Raw genomic sequence first — 22,798 nt, 5'->3', positions numbered from 1 at the left:
CAGCCCACTACGAACGCCTGGTCAGCGCTCGACCTCGCCCTTGATGAACTTCTCGACATTCTCGCGGGCCTCGTCGTCGAAGTACTGCACCGGCGGGGACTTCATGAAGTACGACGACGCCGACAGGATCGGGCCGCCGATGCCGCGGTCCTTGGCGATCTTCGCGGCGCGCAGGGCGTCGATGATGACGCCGGCGGAATTCGGGGAGTCCCAGACCTCGAGCTTGTACTCCAGGTTCAGCGGGACGTCACCGAAGGCGCGACCCTCAAGGCGGACGTACGCCCACTTGCGGTCGTCGAGCCAGGCCACGTAGTCGGACGGGCCGATGTGGACGTTGTCGGCGCCGAGCTCACGGTCCCGGATCTGGGAGGTGACGGCCTGCGTCTTGGAGATCTTCTTGGACTCCAGGCGATCACGCTCGAGCATGTTCTTGAAGTCCATGTTGCCGCCGACGTTCAGCTGCATGGTGCGGTCCAGGACGACGCCCCGGTCCTCGAACAGCTTTGCCATGACGCGGTGCGTGATGGTGGCACCGACCTGCGACTTGATGTCGTCACCGACGATCGGGACACCCGCCTCGGTGAACTTGTCCGCCCACTCCTTGGTGCCGGCGATGAAGACCGGAAGGGCGTTGACGAAGCCGACCTTGGCGTCGATGGCGCACTGGGCGTAGAACTTCGCCGCGTCCTCGGAACCGACGGGCAGGTAGCAGACGAGGACGTCGACCTGCTTGTCCTTGAGGACCTGGACCACGTCGACCGGGGCCTCGGCGGACTCCTCGATGGTCTCCCGGTAGTACTTGCCGAGGCCGTCCAGAGTGTGGCCGCGCTGCACGGTCACGCCGGTGCTCGGCACGTCACAGATCTTGATCGTGTTGTTCTCGGAGGCGCCGATGGCGTCCGCGAGATCGAGACCGACCTTCTTGGCGTCGACATCGAAGGCGGCGACGAACTCCACGTCACGGACGTGATACTCACCGAACTGCACGTGCATGAGGCCGGGGACCCTGGACGCCGGGTCGGCGTCCTTGTAGTACTCGACTCCCTGCACCAGCGACGCGGCGCAGTTGCCCACACCGACGACGGCTACGCGAACCGAACCCATTCCGGTTGCTCCCTGTGTGTACGAGTGAGGTCCTGGCAGGGACCTCACGTGGTGGTGTCGCCGGGCGCATCCGGACCGGGGGTGTCCCCGGGCCGGGGCAGGGCGCCCGGCGCTCCCTCTGTGGTGTCGCGAGCGGGTTCTCCCTGGCTGGGACCCTTCAGGTCCCGGCCGGCCCGCTCGCTCTCGATGAGCTCGTTCAGCCAGCGCACTTCGCGCTCCACGGACTCCATCCCGTGGCGCTGGAGCTCGAGCGTGTAGTCGTCGAGGCGCTCGCGGGTGCGCGCCAGAGAGGCGCGCATCTTCTCCAGCCGTTCCTCCAAACGGCTGCGACGGCCCTCCAGGACGCGCATGCGCACATCACGGGAGGTCTGCCCGAAGAATGCGAAGCGAGCGGCGAAGTGCTCGTCCTCGTAGGCGTCGGGACCCGTCTGCGAGAGCAGTTCCTCGAAGTGCTCCTTACCTTCCGCCGTCAACCGGTAGACGATCTTGGCGCGGCGACCCGTGAGCGGGGCGGCGGCAGCATCCTCCGGGGTACTCCCACCCGACTCCTCGATCAACCAGCCGTTGGCGACCAGCGTCTTTAGGCAGGGATAGAGCGTCCCGTAGCTGAACGCACGGAACACACCCAACGACGTGTTGAGTCGTTTGCGCAGCTCATAGCCGTGCATCGGGGCTTCGCGGAGCAGGCCGAGGACGGCGAACTCGAGTATCCCGGAGCGCCGGCTCATCGTCGCCTCCCCTCTCCCGCTGACCCTGCCGACACGTTTTATGCCGAGCTGATGTATCGACTCGATACATCCAGACCATAGAACGCCCCTACGGATGCGACAAGTGGGGATCCGGTGAACGGGGTCACATCACCGATTAGTAGGAAGCAAGTTGCCTGTTTTGGGGTGAAGTTCGGTGCTCCGTGGGTTTTGACGGTGCGTAGTCTGTGCGGCATGCACACCACTGGGAAACGCGTGACGTTTGATCACGTCGTCGTCCTGGGTGCGGTACGGATGAATGCCAACACGACCGCATCCGTACTTCGGGGGGACCGGAAACCAGCCGCCGTTTCCAGGCGCGCACGGGTGCGCCTGCCCGAGGAGTAGTCGTTCGATGAGCGAGCACCGTCGCAAACCGCCGCAGCCGCAGGGAGGCGGACGTGCCGCGGCCCGACGCGGCCAGTCGGCATCCTCCGGCCGCCGCGCGGCACCGCGGGGCGCCACCGGGTCACTTTCCGAGACCTATGGCTCGGGAGGTGAGGAGACCCAGTACGAGGGCCGCGCCGCTTCTCGACGGGCGGCGCAGAGAAGCACCGGCGCAGGTCCGGGTGGCGGCCGACGTAGGGTTGCCGAACCCGCGGGGCGTGGGCCCGGTCGTGGCCGTGGGCGCCCCGCTCCGCCCGGCAAGAAGCGTTTTATCGACTATCCGCGCGCCGGTAAGTACGGGGCGATGCGCTGGGTGCCCTCGTGGCGCCAGGTGACAGGGCTGTTCATCGGGTTCTTCGGATGCCTGGTGGCAGCGGCCGGCATCGGATACGCGGTCGTGGCCGTACCGAACCCGGCTGAGGCCGCGACGGCGCAGAACAACGTCTACTACTGGTCCGACGGCACACAGATGGTCGCGACGGGTGGTGAGGTCAACCGCCAGATCATCGCGTACGAGAAGATCCCCAAGGAGATGCGCTACGCCGTCATGTCGGCCGAGAACAAGACGTTCGAGACCGACAGCGGCGTCGACCCGATGGGTATCGCCCGTGCCGTCGTCAACATGGCCAAGGGTGGTCAGACGCAGGGTGGTTCGACCATCACCCAGCAGTACGTGAAGAACGCCATGCTCGACGACCAGTCGCAGACGCTGTCCCGGAAGGTGAAGGAACTCTTCATCTCGGTGAAGGTGGGCGCCTCCGTCGACAAGGACGAGATCATGCGCGGCTACCTGAACACGGCCTACTTCGGCCGCGGTGCCTACGGCCTTCAGGCAGCCGCCCGCACCTACTTCGGCGAGGACGCGGAGAAGCTCGACGCGAGCCAGTGCGCCTTCCTCGCCGCGGTCCTCAAGGGCGCGACGTACTACGACCCGGCCGGAGCGACGTCGATCGACCCGGCGGCCTCGGCACAGGCGAACACCAAGCGGGCCACGGAACGCTGGCGCTGGATCCTCGGCGAGATGGTCAAGGACAAGCATCTGTCGGCATCCGAGCGTGCCAAGTACCCCGATTTCCCCAAGATCCAGTCGCCTCGCTCCAACGCGCAGCTGGGCGGCCAGATCGGCTACCTCGTCGACACGGCCAAGGGCTACATCCTCAACAACACCGACATCACGCAGAAGCAGCTCGATCAGGGCGGCTACGAGATCCACACGACCTTTGACAAGAGCAAGGTCAAGGAGCTCGAGAAGGCCGTGAACAAGGTCCGCAAGGAGAACATCAAGCCGGACCTGCGTCCGAAGACCGATACCCATGTTCAGTTCGGTGGAGCGTCGGTGAGTCCGAAGTCGGGGGCCATCGAGGCGATCTACGGCGGTGAGGACGCCACCAAGCACTTCACCAACAATGCCGACGTCACCGGCGCGCAGGTCGGTTCGACGTTCAAGCCCTTCGTCCTGGCGGCAGCCATGACCTGGGGCAAGCGTGACCCCGCTCTCGACCCCGAGCAGGCTCAGGACGAGCGCACCATCGTCTCGCCGAAGAGCCTCTACAGCGGCAAGAACAACCTCAAGATCAGGGATTACGACGGCGAGATCTGGACCAACGAAGAAGGCAAGGAGTGGCTGCAGGCCAACGACGACGACGCGTCGTACGGCAGCCCGCCGAAGTACCAGATCGACCTCCGCGAGGCGATGCGGGTCTCGGCGAACTCCGCCTTCGTGCAGCTGGGCATGGACATCGGTCTGAGCCGGGTGAAGGAAGCGGCCGTGGAGGCGGGCCTTAAGAAGGGAAGCCTCACCGGTACCAGCTACCCGTCCTTCTCGATCGGCATCTCCGATCCCAGCGCGATCCGTATGGCGGGTTCGTACGCGACCTTCGCAGCCAGCGGCAAGCAGAACGACCCGTTCTCGGTCAAGACGGTCGAGCATGAGGGTCTGACCGTGTTCGACCACGACGGCATCGCCGAGGTCAAGCGGGCCTTCACGTCCGAGGTCGCCGACAACGTCACCGACGTCCTCAAGACCGTCGTCGACGAGGGAACCGGTACGTCGGCCCAGCTGACCGGTCGTGAGGTGGCGGGCAAGACCGGTACCACCGACGGCAACAAGTCGGCCTGGTTCGTCGGGTACACCCCGCAGTTGTCGACCGCGATCAGCATGTACCGCATGGACGACAACGAGTCGAACAAGAACCGCACGTTCTTGGAGATGTACGGCACGGGTGGCCAGGAGACGATTCACGGTGCCTCGTTCCCGGCCGAGATCTGGCACGACTACATGGAGGACGCTCTCAAGGGTGAGCCGGCGGAGGACTTCCCGGAGCCCCAGCCGATCGGTGTGATCGTCAACGACGACCCGGACCCGACGCCGACCCCGACGGTGACCGAGTCCGAGGAGGAGAGCCCCGAGCCGAGCCCGACTCCGTCCGAGAGTGAGATCCTGCCCTCACCGACGCCCAGCGAGACCTGTAAGAACCCGTTCAATCCCACCTGTGAGGACACGGGCGGTACGGACACGGGCGGGACAGACACAGGTGGCACCGACGGTGGGGTGACCGCGACACCGACGGAGTCGGTGGACGATACGAGAGGCAACCAGAACGGTGGTCTCTTCGGGGGCTCCACCGGGTAATTTCCCGCCCGGCAGAACGTGTTTCACGTGAAACAAGGGCCACCGCACCGATCAGGTGCGGTGGCCCTTGCCCTGTCCGCCGAGAGATTCGGACCAAGCGGTTGAGATGTGTTTCACGTGAAACATGGGCGGGTCGCACACGACGGGATGCGGTGGTCCTCGGCGTATTCCTGGAGACGTACGGCAGGATGTGCGGCATGCCCAGTGCAGAGACGACGCGAGTGAGCATGGACGAGCCGGAGCCTGTGCGGCCGACCAGGGAGGACGAGGTCGCTTCGACCGGCAGTGAGCTGATCGGCGGCCCGATCGGGCGGCGTGCGCTGCTCGGCACGTCCTGGTGGACGCCGGTGCGGGTTGTCGCGCTCGTGGCGATCGGCATGTTCGCGCTGGGCATGGTGCAGAAGCTGCCCTGCTACGACGGCGCCTGGTTCTTCGGGGCCAGCTCCCAGTACACGCACGCGTGCTACTCGGACATCCCGCACCTCTATCAGGGGCGCGGTTTCGCCGACGGACTCGTGCCGTACTTCGACAAGATCCCCGGCGATATGGAGTACCTCGAGTATCCGGTGCTGACCGGTGTGTTCATGGAGGTCGCCGCCTGGCTCACCCCGGGCAGCGGGACCATCCAGGAACAAGAGCAGTGGTACTGGATGGTCAACGCCGGGATGCTGATGGTGTGCGCGGCGGTCATCGCCGTCTGCTGCGCGCGCATTCACCGCCGGCGCCCCTGGGACGGCCTTCTGGTGGCCTTGGCGCCCGCTTTCGCGCTGACCGCCACCATCAACTGGGACCTCCTCGCCGTGGCTCTGCTGGCCGCCGCGATGCTGATGTGGTCGCGTCGGCGCCCTCTCGCCTTCGGTGTGCTGATCGGGCTCGCCACGGCCGCCAAGTTCTACCCGTTCCTGGTGCTCGGGCCGCTCTTCGTGCTGTGTTGGCGGGCAGGTAAATGGCGCGCGTACATGACCGCGCTGCTCGGCGCCGTCGGGGCCTGGCTCGCGGTGAACATCCCGGTGATGCTCCTGGCGCCCGACGGATGGGCGAAGTTCTACCGCTTCAGCCAGGAACGCGGCGTCGACTTCGGCTCCTTCTTCCTCGTCATCTCGCAACGGGTGAACATCCAGATCACCGCCGAGACGGCGAACGCGTATGCGATGGTCTCGATGGTGCTCGTCTGCGCCGGCATCGCCGCACTCACGCTCACCGCCCCGCGTCGCCCGCGCTTCGCGCAACTCGTCTTCCTGATCGTCGCGGCCTTCATCCTCACCAACAAGGTCTACTCGCCGCAGTACGTGCTCTGGCTGGTTCCCCTGGCCGCGCTGGCCCGGCCCCGCTGGCGTGACTTCCTGATCTGGCAGGCCTGCGAGGTGGCGTACTTCCTGGGGATCTGGATGTACCTCGCGTACACGACCAGCGGGGACGCCCACAAGGGCCTGCCCGCCGAGGGCTACCAACTCGCCATCATGGCGCACCTGCTGGGGACGCTCTACCTGTGCGTCGTCGTCGTGCGGGACATCTTCATGCCCGAGCGGGACATGGTGCGCCGGGCCGGTGACGACGATCCCTCCGGCGGAGTGCTCGACGGCGCGGAGGACGTTCATGTGTACGGTGCGGCGGCCCATCCCCCGCGGCACGCGATGCACTTCGATGGACCTCAGGTGGAGTGGGGCAGCCGGGGCCCGGGAGATGGTTCGCTCTGAGCGAACATGGTGCGGGAGGCGCAACGCGGAAGGCCGGACACGAGAACCTCGTGTCCGGCCTTCCGCGTGGACTGCGGGCGGATCCGCCCGGTGACCTGCTCGTCCGCCTCCTCGGGAGGCAGGGCTCAGCGGTCGACGATCCGGTCGAACTGTGTGGTGGTGTGCCGCAGATGGGCCACCAGTTCCTCGCCCACCTTCGGCTCGGGGGCGTCCGACGGCACGAAGAGGATCGACACCTGCATGTGCGGCGGCTCGGCGAACCAGCGCTGCTTGCCGCCCCAGACGAAGGGAGAAAGGTTCCGGTTGACCGTGGCGAGGCCCGCCCGGGCGACGCCCTTGGCGCGCGGCATGACGCCGTGCAGCGCCTTCGGGGCCTCCAGACCCACCCCGTGCGACGTACCGCCCGCCACGACCACCAGGAAGCCGTCGGAGGCCGCCTTCTGCTGCCGATAGCCGAAGCGGTCGCCCTTGGCGACGCGGGTGACGTCCAGGACGGCTCCCCGGTACTCCGTCGCCTCGTGGTCGCCCAGCCACAGCCGCGTACCGATACGGGCCCGGAAACGGGTCTGCGGGAATTGCTGCTGAAGACGGATGAGGTCTTCGGACTTGAGGTGGCTGACGAACATGGTGTGCAGCGGCAGGCGGGCCGCGCGCAGCCGGTCCATCCAGCCGATGACCTCCTCGACGGCGTCCGAGCCGTCGGTGCGGTCCAGCGGTAGGTGGATGGCGAAGCCCTCCAGGCGCACGTTCTCAATGGCCGCGTGGAGCTGGGGCAGCTCCTGTTCGCTCACTCCGTGCCGCTTCATCGAGGACATGACCTCGATGACGACACGGGCGCCCACGAGGCCGTACACGCCGTCGACGGACGACACGGAGCGGATGACACGGTCGGGTAGGGGAACGGGCTCCTCAGCGCGTCGGTAGGGCGTCAGCACCAGCAGGTCGCCGCTGAACCAGTCCTTGATCCGGGCGGCCTCGTACGTGGTGCCGACGGCGAGGATGTCCGACCCGAGGCGCGTGGCCTCTTCCGCCAGCTTCTCGTGCCCGAAGCCGTAGCCGTTGCCCTTGCAGACGGGGACGAGTCCCGGGAACTGCTCCTGAACGTGCTTGTGGTGTGCCCGCCAGCGCGCGGTGTCGACGTACAGCGTGAGCGCCATGGACGGTCCCGGAACCTTTCTGGTGGCTGCGGTGTATCAGAGGTATGGAAGCAAAAACGGGGGCGTCAGCGGCGCGACATGTAGATGTCGAGCGCCTTGTGGAGCAGCTTGTTCAGCGGGAAGTCCCACTCACCGAGGTACTCGGCGGCCTGTCCACCCGTGCCCACCTTGAACTGGATCAGGCCGAAGAGGTGATCCGTCTCGTCCAGCGAGTCGGAGATGCCGCGCAGGTCGTAGACGGTCGCGCCCAGAGCGTAGGCGTCGCGCAGCATGCGCCACTGCATCGCGTTCGAGGGCCGGACCTCACGGCCGATGTTGTCCGAGGCGCCGTAGGAGTACCAGACGTGCCCGCCGACGACCAGCATGGTCGCGGCGGAGAGGTTCACGCCGTTGTGCCGGGCGAAGTAGAGCCGCATGCGATTGGGGTCCTCGGTGTTGAGGGCCGTCCACATGCGCTGGAAGTACGACAGCGGGCGGGGCCGGAAGCGGTCACGCACAGCCGTGATCTCGTACAGCCGCTGCCACTCCTCCAGATCCTGGTAGCCGCCCTGGACGACCTCGACGCCCGCCTTCTCGGCCTTCTTGATGTTGCGGCGCCACAGCTGGTTGAAGTTCTTGTGGACCTCTTCCAGGGAGCGGTTGGCGAGCGGCACCTGGTAGACGTAGCGGGGCTGTACGTCACCGAAGCCGGCGCCGCCGTCCTCACCCTGCTGCCAACCCATTCGGCGCAGCTTGTCGGCGACCTCGAAGGCGCGTGGTTCGATGAAGTCGGCCTCGATGTCGCGCAGGCGCTTCACGTCCGGGTTCTGGATGCCCGCCTTGATGGAGATGGCCTCCCAGCGCCGGATGATCACCGGCGGGCCCATCTTCACCGAGAAGGCGCCCTGCTGCTTCAGATGCGCGAGCATCGGCTCCAGCCAGTCGGTGAGGTTCGGCGAGAACCAGTTGATGACCGGACCCTCGGGCAGATAGGCGAGGTAGCGCTTGATCTTGGGCAGCTGGCGGTACAGCACCAGGCCGGCACCGACCATCTCACCGGTCTTGTCGTCGAACCACCCGAGGCTCTCGGAGCGCCACTCGGCCTTGACGTCGGCCCAGGCCGGGACCTGCATGTGGCTAGCCGCAGGCAGGCTCTGGATGTACGCCAGATGCTGCTCACGGCTGATCGTCCTCAGGGTCAGGCTCATTCGGGGCGCTCCTCGGGCTGGTGTGTCCCCATGGGTACAGGGGCTCCGGCTCTCGCGCCGAAGCCTATAGCGCCCTGCGGGCGCCTCGAATGGCCGTATGGAACCTGGAAGCCCGGCCGGGAGGCGGCCGGGAGTCCAGGCGGTGTTATTCGGCCGCTTGGTCCGATGTGGGACAGCGGACAGCGAGAAGCACGGCCCTCCGACCGCGCGGTCGGAGATACGGAGTCAGCCGATGAGCCCGCCGAAGAGCCCTCCATGGGCCATGCCGAGGAAGAAGCCGACGGCTGAGGCACCGAGACCCACGATCAGGCCGAAGCGCTCACGGGTCGTCTCCGAGATGAACTGTCCGTACGCGCCGGTCAGAATCCCCACCAACCCTGTCCATGAACTGAGCAGGTGCAGATGGTGGAACATCGCCGTGATGAAGGAGACCGCCCCGAGTACGAGCGTCACGGCCAGCAGCGTGTCCTGCACTGGGTGGGGCTTGTCGTCGGTGGCGAACAGAGAGCCGGCGATGTTGGGTCGCAATGTCTGTGCCATAGGGCACCTCCTGCGGAAGGCGGCGCATCGTAGCGCCATACACACCCGATGTGTACAGATTGACGGTCACCGCCACCGGATTTCAACCGGAAGCGGGTGTGCGGGTAGTCTGTACCGTCTGCACGAGTGTCTGCCCAGGCCATGACAGGAATCCCCGGCGGGGATCCCTGATTGTCAGTGGCGGCCGATACCGTTGCGTACGCATCACGACCCTCCTGCCACGGAACGACCGTGGCCGCTGAGTCCAAAGGAGGTGGGTTCTACATGCGTCACTACGAGGTGATGGTCATCCTCGACCCCGATCTGGAGGAGCGCGCTGTCGCCCCTCTGATCGAGAACTTCCTCTCCGTCGTCCGTGAGGGCAACGGAAAGGTCGAGAAGGTCGACACCTGGGGCCGTCGTCGTCTCTCGTACGAGATCAAGAAGAAGCCTGAGGGCATCTACTCGGTCATCGACCTGCAGGCCGAGCCTGCGGTCGTCAAGGAGCTCGACCGCCAGATGAACCTGAACGAGTCGGTCCTCCGGACCAAGGTCCTCCGTCCCGAGACCCACTGAGCTCTCCCGCTCAGTTGATCCCGGGATCCGAGTAGCAGCACAAGCAGCCAGCAGCAAACCCGCCGAGAGGTACCCCCATGGCAGGCGAGACCGTCATCACGGTCGTCGGCAATCTTGTCGACGACCCCGAGCTGCGCTTCACCCCTTCCGGTGCGGCGGTCGCGAAGTTCCGTGTCGCGTCCACTCCCCGTACCTTCGACCGTCAGACCAACGAGTGGAAGGACGGCGAGAGCCTGTTCCTGACCTGCTCGGTCTGGCGTCAGGCGGCGGAGAACGTCGCCGAGTCGCTTCAGCGAGGCATGCGCGTCATCGTGCAGGGCCGGCTGAAGCAGCGGTCCTACGAGGACCGTGAGGGCGTCAAGCGCACGGTCTACGAGCTGGACGTCGAGGAAGTCGGCGCCAGCCTGCGCAGTGCCACGGCCAAGGTCACCAAGACCGCCGGAGGCGGCCGCGGTGGCCAGGGCGGTTACGGCGGTGGTGGCGGTGGCGGCCAGGGTGGTGGCGGCTGGGGCGGAAGCCCCGGTGGCGGCCAGCAGGGCGGCGGCGCTCCCGCCGACGACCCGTGGGCCAGCGGCGCTCCCGCCGGTGGCAACCAGGGCGGTGGCGGCGGCTGGGGCGGAAGCTCCGGCGGCAGCGGCGGCAGCGGCGGCAGCGGCGGCGGTGGCGGCTACTCGGACGAGCCCCCCTTCTAAGACTTTCGAGGCCGGATCACCGGTCGTCGAGGTCGAGGGCGGGGGTCTTACCCCAAACTTCTTGATCACACAGGAGATACACCATGGCGAAGCCGCCTGTGCGCAAGCCGAAGAAGAAGGTCTGCGCTTTCTGCAAGGACAAGGTCACGTACGTGGACTACAAGGACACGAACATGCTGCGGAAGTTCATTTCCGACCGCGGCAAGATCCGTGCCCGCCGCGTGACCGGCAACTGCACGCAGCACCAGCGTGACGTCGCCACGGCCGTCAAGAACAGCCGTGAGATGGCGCTGCTGCCCTACACGTCCACCGCGCGATAAGGGAAGGGTGACCGACACATGAAGATCATCCTCACCCACGAGGTCTCTGGCCTCGGCGCTGCCGGCGACGTCGTCGACGTCAAGGACGGCTACGCTCGCAACTACCTGATCCCGCGGAAGTTCGCGATCCGCTGGACCAAGGGCGGCGAGAAGGACGTCGAGCAGATCCGTCGTGCTCGCAAGATCCACGAGATCCAGACCATCGAGCAGGCCAACCAGGTCAAGGGCCAGCTCGAGGCCGTCAAGGTCCGTCTGGCTGTCCGCTCCGGCGACGCCGGTCGTCTCTTCGGTTCCGTCACCCCGGCCGACATCGCTTCCGCGATCAAGGCTTCCGGTGGCCCCGAGGTCGACAAGCGCCGCATCGAGCTGACGGCTCCGATCAAGACGCTGGGCGCCCACGAGACGTCCGTGCGTCTGCACCCCGAGGTTGCCGCCAAGGTCAACATCGAGGTCATCGCGGCCTAAGGGCCGTGCTCGCTGAAGCGGTGTATGGGGCCGCACCCTGTGAAGGGTGCGGCCCCACATGCTTGTCGGGCGATGTTTCACGTGAAACAAAGCCGGGCTTCGGTCACGCTCTCAGCGCGTCGCTCCGGTGACGATCCACAAGCCGGAGCGGGATCGCAGCCAGAGGGTCGACATGCGCGTCGCCATCATCAGCGTCATGGCACCCCAGAGCGCGGTCAGACCGCCGCCGAAGGCAGGGACGAGCAGGGCGGCCGGGATGAAGACCGCCAAGGTCAGCAACATGGCCCGAGCAAGGTAGGGGCCGTCGCCCGCGCCCATCAGTACGCCGTCGAGCACAAAGACGACGCCGGAGATCGGCTGGGCGAGCGCCACCACGATGAGAGCGGGGAGCGCGGCTTCCTGGACTGCCGGATCGCCCGTGAACAGTGGGATGAACAAAGGGCGGGCGATGATCACCAGGAGTCCGAGTATGGAACCCGTGGCGATTCCCCACTGAACCATCCGGCGGCAGGCTTCGCGGGCTCCCTGGGTGTCGCCCGCGCCGAGGTAGCGGCCGATGATGGCCTGCCCGGCGATGGCGATCGCGTCCAGGGCGAAGGCGAGCAGGCTCCAGAGCGAGAGGATGATCTGGTGTGCGGCGATGTCCTCGTCCCCCAGCCGGGCGGCGACCGCGGTGGCGATCATCAGGATTGTCCGCAGTGAGAGCGTGCGGACCAGTAGCGGCATTCCTGCCTGAGCCGAGGCACGTATGCCGACGACGTCCGGTCGCAATGAGGCGCCATGCCGTCGGGCACCGCGGACCACCACCCAGAGATACGCGGCAGCCATGCCGACCTGGGCGATGACCGTGCCCCAGGCGGATCCCGCGATGCCCAGGTCGGCACCATAGACGAGGCCTGCGTTCAGGGCGCCGTTGGCGACGAAGCCCGCCACGGCGACGTAAAGGGGAGTCTTCGTGTCCTGGAGGCCGCGCAGGACGCCGGTGGCGGCGAGCACGATGAGCATGGCCGGGATGCCGAGGGCCGAGATCCGCAGATAGGTCGTCGCATACGGAGCCGCGGTGTCCGAGGAACCGAAGAGAGCGACCAGGGTGGGAGCTGTGGGGACGACGACAGCGACGACGGCCGCGCCCAGTACCAGTGCGAGCCAGATGCCGTCCATGCCCTGGCGGATGGCGGCCCGCAGATCTCCGGCTCCGACGCGCCGGGCGACTGCGGCCGTGGTGGCGTAGGCCAGGAAGACAAAGACGCTCACCGCGGTGACGAGGAGGGCCGAGGCTACGCCGAGACCGGCCAGTTGCGCGGTGCCGAGGTGGCCGACGATGGCGGTGTCGACCATCAGGAAGAGCGGCTCGGCGACGAGCGCGCCGAAGGCCGGAACGGCCAGCGTGATGATCTCTCGATCGTGCCGACGCCGAGTGGCCTTGGGGGTCGCGGAAGCCTGTGTCATGAGCACCAATCTAATCTTCCACAGGTAAGTGACGCAATGAGCTTGTGACTATTACATGATGCCCGGTCGGGTGTGTTCTTGTGTACCGATAGTGATGATCTTGATCCGGTCGGGAAAGTTTTTCTTCTGCACAGCCCGTGGACGGTAAAGATGCAGGTCAGGGCGGTTCTTTCGGTAGGGGCGAGGTCTTGTTCACAGGCCTGTCCACCGAGTCGTGCACAGGTTTTGCGGGGTTCTCCACAGCATCTGGGCCGTCGTCCACATGGCCTGTGGATAACCAGATTGGCTGACGGTGCCGACGGGCCTACGGTGGTGCGGCGCCCGCTCCTTGGCAGATCACGGAAACCTCGCAAAACCGACGTGCCAGAACCGGAGTTGGGCCTCTTATTTGTCAGTGTCGTGCCGTAGAAATGAGAAGCACGGCGAGGTCCGCTCGGCGGACGGGAGGAGGTTGCTCGGTGAGCATTTCCGAGCCCCTGGACGACCCGTGGGCCGACAGCGGGCCCAGTGATCGTCTGCCCTCTTCCCGCCGGCGTCCGGACGGCGGCCGGAGCAGGGACGAGCGGCACGACCGCGGCCGGGACGACGGGGAGTGGGACGGCGGAGGTTCGGCCTTCGAACGCGTACCACCGCAGGACCTCGATGCCGAGCAGTCCGTCCTCGGCGGCATGCTGCTGTCCAAGGACGCCATCGCCGACGTGGTCGAGATCCTCAAGGGCCCCGACTTCTACAAACCGGCTCACGAGACCATCTACCAGGCGATTCTCGACATCTACGCCAAGGGTGAGCCCGCCGACCCCATCACGATCGCCGCCGAGCTCACCAAGCGCGGCGAGATCACCAAGGTCGGCGGCGCCTCCTATCTGCACACCCTCGTCCAGACGGTGCCGACCGCGGCGAACGCCGAGTACTACGCGGAGATCGTCCACGAGCGTGCCGTCCTGCGCCGCCTGGTGGAGGCCGGCACCCGCATCACCCAGATGGGATACGCGGCCGACGACGACGTGGACGAGATCGTCAACAGAGCCCAGGCCGAGATCTTCGCGGTCACCGAGCAGCGCACCACCGAGGACTATCTGCCGCTCGGCGACATCATGGAGGGCGCGCTCGACGAGATCGAGGCGATCGGTTCGCGGTCGGGGGAGATGACCGGTGTGCCAACCGGCTTCACCGACCTCGACCAGCTCACCAACGGACTGCACCCGGGACAGATGATCATCATCGCGGCCCGGCCCGCCATGGGTAAGTCCACGCTGGCGCTGGACTTCGCGCGCGCTTGTTCGATCAAGCACAACATGCCGAGCGTGATCTTCTCGCTCGAAATGGGTCGCAACGAGATCGCGATGCGACTGCTGTCCGCCGAGGCGCGCGTGGCCCTGCACCACATGCGGTCCGGCACGATGACCGACGAGGACTGGACGCGGCTGGCCCGCCGCATGCCGGACGTCTCGGCGGCGCCGCTGTACATCGACGACTCCCCGAACCTGTCGATGATGGAGATCCGCGCCAAGTGCCGGCGTCTGAAGCAGCGCAACGACCTGAAGCTCGTCATCATCGACTATCTGCAGCTCATGCAGTCCGGCGGCAAGCGGTCCGAGAGCCGCCAGCAGGAAGTCTCGGACATGTCGCGAAACCTGAAGCTGCTGGCCAAGGAGCTGGAGCTGCCGGTGATCGCGCTGTCACAGCTCAACCGTGGTCCCGAGCAGCGTACGGACAAGAAGCCCATGGTCTCCGACCTGCGTGAGTCGGGATCGATCGAGCAGGACGCCGACATGGTGATCCTGCTGCACCGCGAGGACGCGTACGAGAAGGAGTCGCCGCGCGCGGGTGAGGCCGACATCATCGTGGGCAAGCACCGAAACGGTCCGACGGCCACGATCACGGTCGCCTTCCAGGGTCACTACTCGCGATTCGTGGACATGGCACAGACCTGACCCGGCGAAATGCGCTCGACGCGTGGTGCCGGGCCCGATGGACTGGGCCCATGACAACACCTCAGGAAGAGCTGCTTCCCGCCACGCGTCGGGCTCTGCTGCACCGCATCGCCGTCGCTCAGGCCGACGGACGGGCGCCGTCACTGGTGGCGGCTGTGGTGCGGGGCGGGGAGACGGTGTGGAACGGGGCGCGGACCTCGGTGGAGGGGCACGCGCCGGACGCCAACGTGCAGTACCGGATCGGCTCGATCACCAAGACCTTCACCGCCGTACTGGTCCTGCGGCTGCGTGACGAGGGCGTGCTGGACCTCGGCGACCCGCTGGAGAAGCACCTGCCGGGCACCGGTGCGGGGGAGGCGACCATCGCCGAACTGCTCGCGCACACGGGCGGACTGGCGGCCGAGTCGCCATCGCCCTGGTGGGAGCGCACCCCGGGCTCCCTGCGCCCGGAACTCGCCGATGTGCTCGGCGAGCAGCCTCACCGCCACCCTGTCGGCCGCCGCTTCCACTACTCCAACCCCGGCTTCACGCTCCTCGGCGCGCTCGTCGAACAGTTGCGGGGTGCGCCCTGGGAGGACGTCCTGCGTCGTGAGGTGCTCGAACCGCTCGGCCTGCGCCGCACGACGTGGCACCCGGAGGCGCCGCATGCCGGCGGCTGGGCCGTCCACCCCTGGGCCGACGTGATGTTGCCGGAACAGGTCGAGGATCTGGGCCGCATGGGTCCAGCTGGCCAACTCTGGTCCACGACAGGCGACTTGGCGCGCTTCGCGGTCCTCCTGGCCAAGGGCGACGACCGGGTGCTCAGCGCGGAGTCCGTCGCGGAGATGCGGACGCCGGCCGCACCGGGGGAGGCCGCCGATGTGTCGGCCGGTTCGGCGTACGGGCTCGGGATGCAGCTTCAGCACCGGGACGGACGGTTCCTCGTCGGTCACGGCGGTTCGGTTCCCGGCTTCCTCGCGCAGCTCCTCATCAGTGTCGAGGACGATGTGGCGGCCGTCGTGCTCACCAACTGCACCTCCGGGCCGGTTGTCTCGGAGGTGGCCGCCGACCTCGTACGCATCGTGGCGGAGGCCGAGCCTCGGATCCCCGAGCCGTGGCGACCGTTGCCCGAAGTGGACCGCTCGGTCCTGGAGCTGGCCGGCCCTTGGTACTGGGGGACGTACAGCTTCGTGTTGCGGCTCGTCGCCGACGGAGGTCTCTCACTGGATCCGCTCTCCGCCACCCTGCGCGGCGCTCGGTTCCGGCGCAACGGCGACGGCAGTTGGACGGGGCTCAACGGCTACTTCGCCGGAGAGCTTCTACGGGCCGTACGAAGGCCCGACGGGACCGTGAGCCATCTGGACCTCGGGTCGTTCGTGTTCACGCGTCAGCCGTACGACGAGGGGGCTCCGGTGCCGGGTGGGGTGGAGCCCGAGGGGTGGCGCGGGATCTCGTAGGTGCGAGTCTGATGATGGTGGGGTTCTGGCGCGCGTTGTTTCACGTGAAACAGGACCCCACAGGTGTTCCTGGACCGCTTCTCAGAGCGGCAGTTTGAAACCCACGTGGGTGGCCTCGAAGCCGAGCCGCTCGTAGAAGCGGTGGGCGTCGGTGCGCGTGACGTCGGACGTCAGTTGCACCAACTGGCAGCCCTGGGCCCGTGATGAGTCGATCGCCCACTCGATGAGTCGTGTGCCGAGACCGCTGCCGCGCTCATCGGTGTGGACACGTACGCCTTCGATGATCGAGCGGGTGGAGCCACGCCTGGAGAGGCCGGGGATGATCGTCAGCTGGAGCGTACCCACGACACGGCCCGCGCGGACGGCGACCATCACGTGCTGGTTGGGGTCACCGCTGAGCCGCTCCAGCGCTGTGAAGTAGGGGGCCAGGTCGTCCGACGACTCGCGCTCGGCGCCCAGAGGGTCGTCGGCCAGCATCGCGACGATTTCCGGGACGTCGTCCTTGGTCGCCGACCGTATTCCAAGATCTCCCATGCCCGCACCCTACGCAGGTGCCTTCAGCGACTCCACGGCGCGGACCAGAGGTGCCAGTTCGGGGTTCTCGGCCGCCTCGTCGAGAGCCTCGCGCAGGGCGGCGTCATTCGTGGGGCGTGCCGCGCGAGGAGTTGCAAGACCGGCTGCGGAGACATCGGTGTAGATGCCCCGGCGGTCGGTCGGGCAGAGGTAGCGCGCGAGGAGGCCGCGGACCTCGAGCCGGGTGACCAGCCGGGTCGTTGCGCTCTGGCTGAGAACGACCGCGTCGGCGACCCCTTTCATCTGGAGGTGCCCGACCTCGCCGTCGTGCTGGCGGCTCAGCACGTCGAGCAGGGAGTACTCGCGCACGCCTGCTCTCCGCGCTCGCCCCCGTCTGCTCCGTCATGCTGCTCGGTCGTGTCGTCGCCTTGGCATGGTCGGCGCCAACCTCGTGGACGGCACGTACGCGGACCGCGCGCTGATGCCCATGCTGTACGTCTCACTGGGCGCTCTGGCCGTCGTCCTCGCACTGTTCTCGTTCACCGCCCAGGACAAGATCGCCGCGGCCGTGACCATCGCGCTGGTCGGAGCCTTGGGTTTCGCGACCGTGCCGCCGTTGCAGAAGCGCGTTCTCGACCAGGCGCACGGCGCCCCCACACTGGCCTCGGCCGTGAACATCGGTGCCTTCAACCTCGGCAACGTGCTTTCCGCCTGACTCGGCGGCCTCGTCATCGACGCGGGCCTCGGCTACACGGCACCCAGCTGGGTCGGAGCCACCCTCGCCGTGAGCGCACTGGTGCTGGCGCTCATCGCGACGACGCTGGAGCGCCGGGAGAGCGCTGCCGGCACGGTCGTCGCGGGAACGGTGGGAGCGGGCGATCAACGGACCGCCGTGCATCACTGACAGCCCGATGAGCGGAACGTGCGGGACGTGTGGTCTCAGCCCGCCGCCACGGTCAACGGGGCGTAGCGCCGGGTCCAGTCACCCGGTAGCTCGGAGAGCCCGTACGTCATCACCGAGTTGAAGGCGACCGACACCAGGCCGCGTGCCTTCACCCACGTCAGCAGTTCTTCATGGCGTACGTCGATGTCGGTGCGCAACGGTCGGTCGGTGTGGGAGGCCAGGGAAACGATGAGCGCCTTCGCTGTCTCCGTGTCACGGGCGATCAGTGGACCGACGACGTGATCGTCCATGTTGGGCCAGGCTGCCGTGTATCCGATGATCCGGCCGTTGTCCTCGGCTACGCGCAGATGGTCGGCGAAGGCGGGGAGCCGGGTGAGGATGTGGGTCCGGTCCGAGCCGAAAACCTCTCCGTCGAGTCGGAGAATCGTGGTGAGGTCCTCGGCCGTGGCCGGGCGCGTGGAGACCGCAGGATGAGGCCCCCCTGACGTGAAGTGCCCGCGAACCATCTCGGCCCGTCCGGTGACCTTGAAACCCAGCTCCTCATAGAGCGGACGTCCGTGCGGTGTCGCGTGCAGGGTCAGCGGAGTCGTTCCCATCTCCGAGACGACGTGGCGCATCAGGCGGCGGCCGATGCCCTGGCGGGCGTGCCGCTCGGCGACCAGAACCATACCGATCGCACCCAGGTCGGGGCGCCCCACCGGCCCGTACTCGGTCACCACACAGGCGGCGACAAGGCCGCCCTCGGGGTCATCGACGCCGTACCCCGTGCCGGCCGCGAGAAGCAGCCCCCACTTGTGCTCCTCGCGGGGCCAGCCCCGGTCTTCGGACAGAGCAGCGCAGGCGGTGAGATCGCGATGCGTCAGACGGCGGATGGACAGAGCGGCGGGGGAAGGTGTCGGCACGCAGGTCAGGCTGTCCGACACGCACCCCGGACGTCCACCGGTTTGCCTTCAGACGTACGCCCTTTTGGCCATCCCGTGCGCAACCGCACAGGCGCGGACGGATGTTTCACGTGAAACATCCGTCTCCGGGCATAGGCGTGCAGGCGTGGCTGGCCGCGGCTCCCATGACGAGACTGCACCTGTTCGGCCTGGACGGCACCCTGCTGTGCCGCACGGCGGCCCCGGTGGAGATCTCGCGACAACTCGGCCTCGACAAGGAGACAGCCAAGCTCGAACGGGACGTCGTGACGGGGCGCATCCTCGAGCGGCTCACGACTTGCGGCGTGCCCGCCGCGTACGGCTCGCGCTTCCCGTGTTCCCATTACCGAGCCTGTCGATCGGCCGGGATTCTCACGTCGGCGGCCAAGGCGGAGATCGCGGACCGGCTCTGTGCGGAGTTCGGGGTGACCCACGCCGACTGCGTCGCTCACGGCGACTCTCTCTCGGACGCGGAACTCGTCGGTACGGTGCCGATCTCGGTCGCCGTGAATGCCGACCGGCATCCGATGGGGCTGGCCACTCACTCGTGCACGGGGCAGGATCTGTGGGATGCCTATGAATTGGTGCGACGCGCCCGGTAATTGAAGGAATTGTTGATTCGCCCCCGTTGAATTCCCGGTAGGGCAAGGGGGGACTTGTGTGTGGCGGCCCTGCCGGTAGGGTCGAGTCCGGTTCGTGTCCGAAGCGAGATGCAGTCGTCTCATGGCGGGGGTGCGAACGCAGCTCAATGCAGCCTAACCGGACAGGGAGATCGAGGACCTGCGTTTACCGTTACGAGGCGGGGGCGTTCGCGTGCTGTGGAACGCTGGTGAGTGCTGCGGCTCACGTCACACTCTCACCTACTTGTCCGTACGGAGCGGGAACCCGGGTTGAATGTGGCCGCGTTGGTCGACGGGGAACGAACGGGGAAAAGCAAGGCCGTCCGCGGGGGAAAGCGTGCGACTTCCGAGTGGGGGCGCACGCAGATCGACCGAAAGATGCTCGAGGCGAGGCAGACCATGGACGCTCCGACCACCACGTCGGCCGGCAACGGTACTTCGGAGGGCACTGACGGAGGCGGCTGGTTCACGCCGCGCACGTCTCCGCCGTCCCCCGGCGCAGACCAGGAGCCAGAGGGCAACCGCCTCGCAGCCCTGCGGCCCGTCGGCCGTTCCCAGGAGCCACCGAAGGGCTCACAGCAGAACCGGGAAGGCACCGTGCGGGAGCGAATACAGACCTCCGCGGACCTCCCTCCCAGCGCCCCGCCGAGCCCCCAGCCCGCCCCGCCCGCCGCGGAGCACGCCTCCGAGCACTCCGTCTTCGACACCCGTGTGCCCGTCCAGCGCGGCGGCACCGACGCCGCCGCCTCCCCCGACGCCGTTCTCATCCGGCGGACTATGGACGAGGTCGGACCCGTCGCCGACAAGGTCACCTCGTACTTCTACGCGCTGCTCTTCGTCCAGCACCCGGAGCTGCGCTCGATGTTCCCTCCCGCGATGGACGCCCAGCGCGACCGCCTGCTCAAGGCGCTGCTGACCGCCGCCGAGCACATCGACAACGCCCCGGTCCTCGTCGACTATCTGCAGAACCTCGGTCGCGGCCACCGTAAGTACGGAACCCAGGCCGAGCACTACCCGGCCGTCGGCGAGTGTCTGATCGGTGCGCTGAGCCGGTACGCCAAGGCGAGCTGGAGCGGCGAGACCGAGGCGGCCTGGGTCCGGGCGTACACGACGATCTCCCAGGTGATGATCGACGCGGCCGCGGCGGACGAGCTGCGAGCCCCGCCCTGGTGGCTCGCCGAGGTCGTCTCGCACGACCTGAGAACGTCGGACACAGCGGTCATCACCGTCCGCCCGAATCAGCCGTACCCCTTCCTCGCCGGGCAGTACACGAGCCTGGAGACCCCTTGGTGGCCGCGAATCTGGCGGCACTACTCGTTCGCATCGGCGCCCCGCTCGGACGGACTGCTGTCGTTCCACGTGAAGGCGATCTCCGCGGGCTGGGTCTCCAATTCGCTCGTGCACCGTGCCCGGCCCGGAGACGTGCTGCGACTGGGACCGCCGGCCGGCGCGATGACCGTCGACCACACCAGCGACAGCGGACTGCTCTGTCTGGGCGGCGGCACCGGTATCGCACCCATCAAGGCCATCGTGGAGGACGTCGCCGAGCACGGGCGGCACCGCCCGGTCGAGGTCTTCTACGGAGCCCGCACCGGCCAGGACCTCTACGACCTCGACACGCTGCTACGGCTGCAGCAGAGCAACTCGTGGCTCGAGGTCCGCCCCGTCGTGGACCGGCACGGGCTGCTCCAGCTGCCCGACGCCATACGTGACCACGGACCCTGGAACGGGTACGACGCGTACCTCTCGGGCCCTCCCGGCATGATCCGCAGCGGCGTGGACGCACTGAAGGGCGCCGGGGTGCCCTCGGATCGCATACGCCACGACTCGGTGGAGGAACTGGTGGCGGCCGGGGACTGACCGCCGAAGTTTCCCCGGCGCGCGGCCGGGTGACCGTCGGCGGAACGTCAGCCCAGGTCGGGCGCGTGCATCGCTCGTACGCCCTCGATGTTCCCGTCCAGGTAGTGCCGCAGGGACAACGGGACGAGGTGCACGGAGGCGATGCCGACCCGGGTGAAGGGGATGCGCACGATCTCGTACTCGCCCTGAGGCTCGTCCACCTCGGGGCCGTGCCGCTTGGAGGGGTCCATGGACTCCAGGCGGCAGACGAAGAAGTGCTGGACCTTCACGCCGGTGGCGCCGCCGTCCTCGCCGATGTGTTCGACGGTGTCGACGAAACAGGGGACCACGTCGGTGATCTTGGCGCCGAGCTCCTCGTGCACTTCTCGGTGGAGCGCGTCGACGACCGTCGTGTCCTCCGGCTCGACGCCGCCGCCCGGCGTGAGCCAGTAGGGATCCATGCCCGGCTTGGTCCGCTTGATCAGGATCAGGTCGTCGCCGTCGAGCAGAACGGCGCGGGCGGTGCGCTTGACCACGGGTCGTACGGTCATGGGAGAAATGTGGCCCTGCATGTTCCACGTGAAACATCGCCGGAGCGACGAAGAGGGGCACCCCGGAGCTCGCGAGCGGTCCGCCGCCGCCCCTCCCCGCCGCCGAGGGGCATCAGCGCTGCCACAGGACCCACGTCAGGCCGCCTCAGGACCAGTTTCCGGAGGACTCCAACAGCCACTCATGCGCCCGCGCGATGTGCGGCATGGCCAGGGTGCCCGTTCGGACCACCAGGAAATAGGTCCGCAGCGGGGGCACCGCAGGGTCGAGGAGCGTGACGAGGTCTCCGCGTTCCAGGGCGGAGGCGCACAGGTAGTGGGGCAGCACGGCCAGTCCGGCGCCCGAGATCGCACAGGCGAGGACCGCGCGCAGGTCCGGGACGACGACGGTGCCGGAGACGGCGGGCCGGGAGTCGAAGACCGAGGCCCAGTAGCGGGCGATGAAGGGCAGGGACTCGTGCACCTCGACGAGGGGCAGGTCCTCCAGGGCGTGTGCCCCCTTACGGCGCAACCTGCCAGGACTGATCTCGTCCGCCCAGCGCGGGGCGGCGACCAGGACGTGTTCCTCGTCGCAGAGGGGAGCCGCGGTGAGCAGGGCACCACGCGGCTGGGCGGTGGTGATGACCAGGTCGTGGTGCCCGGCGGCGAGGCCTTCCAGCGTCTCTTCGGCGTTCCCGAAAGAGACCCGCAGCGTGAAGCCCTGGCCGTCGTCCCCGGTCAGCTCGGTGAGGGCGGGCAGGGCCCGCTCGGCGGTGAACTCCGGTGGACCGGCGAGATGGAGGGTCCGTAAGGAGGAGTCGTCGTCGAGGCCGGTCTCGGCGATCTCCACCAGCGCGTCCAGATGTGGCGCCGCCTTGTGGGCGAGTTCGTCGCCGATGGTCGTCGGGGTCACTCCCCGGGCCTGGCGCAGGAAGAGGGGGCGGCCCAACTGGCGTTCCAGGGTGCGTATCTGCGAGGTGACGGCCGGCTGCGAGAGGCCGAGCAGGGCAGCCGCGCGGGTGAAGGAACCGGCCCGGTGCACGGTCACGAACGTTCGCAGTAAGGCCAGATCCATGGTCGATCCTCTCCTCTCGCCTCACCGCCTCCGGAGCGCCCAACTATAAATATGTCGATAGGTCTCTGTCGTTACTGTGATTGGACACTGACACAGAGT

At 67.5% G+C, this 22,798-nt stretch carries 20 protein-coding genes and 2 pseudogenes; 11 read left to right on the top strand and 11 right to left on the bottom strand.

Annotation, left to right across the window (positions count from 1 at the left end; translation table 11 throughout):
- Positions 1 to 21: 21 nt before the first annotated feature.
- Both OG272_RS24900 and OG272_RS24895 read right to left on the bottom strand, forming a co-directional pair.
- On the bottom strand, positions 22 to 1,104 hold the full coding sequence (locus OG272_RS24900; RefSeq protein WP_326580753.1) for an inositol-3-phosphate synthase: 1,083 nt from the start codon (positions 1,102 to 1,104) through the stop codon (positions 22 to 24).
- A 44-nt stretch (positions 1,105 to 1,148) separates the two neighbouring features.
- The gene (locus tag OG272_RS24895) at positions 1,149 to 1,832 is read right to left on the bottom strand and encodes a PadR family transcriptional regulator (RefSeq protein WP_327728799.1); all 684 of its coding nucleotides are present in this window, start codon (positions 1,830 to 1,832) and stop codon (positions 1,149 to 1,151) included.
- Between the two features lie 373 nt (positions 1,833 to 2,205).
- On the opposite strand from OG272_RS24895, the gene OG272_RS24890 reads away from it, so the two are divergent.
- Together OG272_RS24890 and OG272_RS24885 are read left to right on the top strand one after the other, a co-directional pair.
- The gene (locus OG272_RS24890; RefSeq protein ID WP_405894889.1) at positions 2,206 to 4,869 is read left to right on the top strand and encodes a transglycosylase domain-containing protein; all 2,664 of its coding nucleotides are present in this window, start codon (positions 2,206 to 2,208) and stop codon (positions 4,867 to 4,869) included.
- 197 nt (positions 4,870 to 5,066) lie between these two features.
- Complete coding sequence (locus OG272_RS24885; RefSeq protein ID WP_327728801.1) at positions 5,067 to 6,566, top strand: glycosyltransferase 87 family protein; 1,500 nt, start codon at positions 5,067 to 5,069, stop codon at positions 6,564 to 6,566.
- 125 nt (positions 6,567 to 6,691) lie between these two features.
- Here OG272_RS24885 and OG272_RS24880 read toward each other — a convergent pair whose 3' ends face one another.
- The 3 genes from OG272_RS24880 to OG272_RS24870 all read right to left on the bottom strand — a co-directional run bounded on the left by OG272_RS24880 (position 6,692) and on the right by OG272_RS24870 (position 9,450).
- Positions 6,692 to 7,723 (bottom strand): alanine racemase, encoded by a 1,032-nt coding sequence (locus OG272_RS24880; protein WP_033530670.1) that lies wholly within the window; start codon positions 7,721 to 7,723, stop codon positions 6,692 to 6,694.
- A gap of 65 nt (positions 7,724 to 7,788) precedes the next feature.
- On the bottom strand, positions 7,789 to 8,910 hold the full coding sequence (femX, locus tag OG272_RS24875; RefSeq protein ID WP_326580762.1) for a peptidoglycan bridge formation glycyltransferase FemX: 1,122 nt from the start codon (positions 8,908 to 8,910) through the stop codon (positions 7,789 to 7,791).
- A 225-nt stretch (positions 8,911 to 9,135) separates the two neighbouring features.
- Positions 9,136 to 9,450 (bottom strand): hypothetical protein, encoded by a 315-nt coding sequence (locus OG272_RS24870; protein WP_013002267.1) that lies wholly within the window; start codon positions 9,448 to 9,450, stop codon positions 9,136 to 9,138.
- A gap of 264 nt (positions 9,451 to 9,714) precedes the next feature.
- Between OG272_RS24870 and rpsF the strand changes: the two genes are divergently transcribed.
- The 4 genes from rpsF to rplI all read left to right on the top strand — a co-directional run bounded on the left by rpsF (position 9,715) and on the right by rplI (position 11,482).
- Positions 9,715 to 10,005 carry a 30S ribosomal protein S6 gene (gene rpsF / locus OG272_RS24865; protein ID WP_005482942.1) on the top strand — a complete coding sequence of 97 codons (291 nt, stop codon included), beginning with the start codon at positions 9,715 to 9,717 and terminating at the stop codon, positions 10,003 to 10,005.
- Between the two features lie 77 nt (positions 10,006 to 10,082).
- Positions 10,083 to 10,697, top strand: a complete 615-nt coding sequence (locus OG272_RS24860; protein WP_327728802.1) for a single-stranded DNA-binding protein — start codon at positions 10,083 to 10,085, stop codon at positions 10,695 to 10,697.
- Between the two features lie 83 nt (positions 10,698 to 10,780).
- Positions 10,781 to 11,017: a 30S ribosomal protein S18 gene (gene rpsR, locus OG272_RS24855; protein ID WP_003949403.1), complete on the top strand. Its 237-nt coding sequence runs from the start codon at positions 10,781 to 10,783 to the stop codon at positions 11,015 to 11,017.
- Positions 11,018 to 11,035: 18 nt separating this feature from the next.
- The gene (rplI, locus tag OG272_RS24850; protein ID WP_326580873.1) at positions 11,036 to 11,482 is read left to right on the top strand and encodes a 50S ribosomal protein L9; all 447 of its coding nucleotides are present in this window, start codon (positions 11,036 to 11,038) and stop codon (positions 11,480 to 11,482) included.
- Positions 11,483 to 11,593: 111 nt separating this feature from the next.
- Here the strand turns inward: rplI and OG272_RS24845 are convergent, their stop codons facing one another.
- On the bottom strand, positions 11,594 to 12,940 hold the full coding sequence (locus OG272_RS24845) for an MATE family efflux transporter (RefSeq protein WP_405894885.1): 1,347 nt from the start codon (positions 12,938 to 12,940) through the stop codon (positions 11,594 to 11,596).
- Between the two features lie 449 nt (positions 12,941 to 13,389).
- Between OG272_RS24845 and dnaB the strand changes: the two genes are divergently transcribed.
- Entirely contained in the window at positions 13,390 to 14,865 is a 1,476-nt protein-coding gene (gene dnaB, locus OG272_RS24840; protein WP_326580877.1) for a replicative DNA helicase, read from the top strand.
- Between the two features lie 50 nt (positions 14,866 to 14,915).
- Positions 14,916 to 16,301, top strand: a complete 1,386-nt coding sequence (locus tag OG272_RS24835; RefSeq protein ID WP_328223596.1) for a serine hydrolase domain-containing protein — start codon at positions 14,916 to 14,918, stop codon at positions 16,299 to 16,301.
- Between the two features lie 81 nt (positions 16,302 to 16,382).
- On the opposite strand, the gene OG272_RS24830 is transcribed toward OG272_RS24835, so the two are convergent.
- Positions 16,383 to 16,835: a GNAT family N-acetyltransferase gene (locus OG272_RS24830; RefSeq protein ID WP_405894883.1), complete on the bottom strand. Its 453-nt coding sequence runs from the start codon at positions 16,833 to 16,835 to the stop codon at positions 16,383 to 16,385.
- Positions 16,836 to 16,844: 9 nt separating this feature from the next.
- Positions 16,845 to 17,186 (bottom strand): annotated as a pseudogene (locus OG272_RS24825) (MarR family winged helix-turn-helix transcriptional regulator); the annotation flags it as partial.
- Between the two features lie 55 nt (positions 17,187 to 17,241).
- On the opposite strand from OG272_RS24825, the pseudogene OG272_RS24820 reads away from it, so the two are divergent.
- A pseudogene (locus tag OG272_RS24820) lies at positions 17,242 to 17,718 on the top strand (MFS transporter); the annotation flags it as partial.
- A 35-nt stretch (positions 17,719 to 17,753) separates the two neighbouring features.
- On the opposite strand, the gene OG272_RS24815 reads toward OG272_RS24820, so the two are convergent.
- Complete coding sequence (locus OG272_RS24815; RefSeq protein ID WP_405894882.1) at positions 17,754 to 18,620, bottom strand: GNAT family N-acetyltransferase; 867 nt, start codon at positions 18,618 to 18,620, stop codon at positions 17,754 to 17,756.
- Between the two features lie 137 nt (positions 18,621 to 18,757).
- Between OG272_RS24815 and OG272_RS24810 the strand changes: the two genes are divergently transcribed.
- Together OG272_RS24810 and OG272_RS24805 are read left to right on the top strand one after the other, a co-directional pair.
- Complete coding sequence (locus tag OG272_RS24810) at positions 18,758 to 19,240, top strand: hydrolase (protein ID WP_405894880.1); 483 nt, start codon at positions 18,758 to 18,760, stop codon at positions 19,238 to 19,240.
- Between the two features lie 396 nt (positions 19,241 to 19,636).
- Complete coding sequence (locus OG272_RS24805; RefSeq protein ID WP_327728807.1) at positions 19,637 to 21,118, top strand: globin domain-containing protein; 1,482 nt, start codon at positions 19,637 to 19,639, stop codon at positions 21,116 to 21,118.
- Positions 21,119 to 21,165: 47 nt separating this feature from the next.
- Here OG272_RS24805 and OG272_RS24800 read toward each other — a convergent pair whose 3' ends face one another.
- Both OG272_RS24800 and OG272_RS24795 read right to left on the bottom strand, forming a co-directional pair.
- The gene (locus OG272_RS24800) at positions 21,166 to 21,648 is read right to left on the bottom strand and encodes an NUDIX hydrolase (RefSeq protein ID WP_326580887.1); all 483 of its coding nucleotides are present in this window, start codon (positions 21,646 to 21,648) and stop codon (positions 21,166 to 21,168) included.
- Between the two features lie 145 nt (positions 21,649 to 21,793).
- A complete protein-coding gene (locus tag OG272_RS24795; protein WP_327728808.1) occupies positions 21,794 to 22,699 on the bottom strand; it encodes a LysR family transcriptional regulator in 906 nt (301 codons plus the stop codon).
- Positions 22,700 to 22,798: the final 99 nt, after the last annotated feature.

This window comes from Streptomyces sp. NBC_00104, assembly GCF_045160825.1.
In the GTDB taxonomy this organism is placed as follows: Bacteria; Actinomycetota; Actinomycetes; order Streptomycetales; family Streptomycetaceae; genus Streptomyces.
This window is presented reverse-complemented; position numbering and strand designations above follow the sequence as displayed.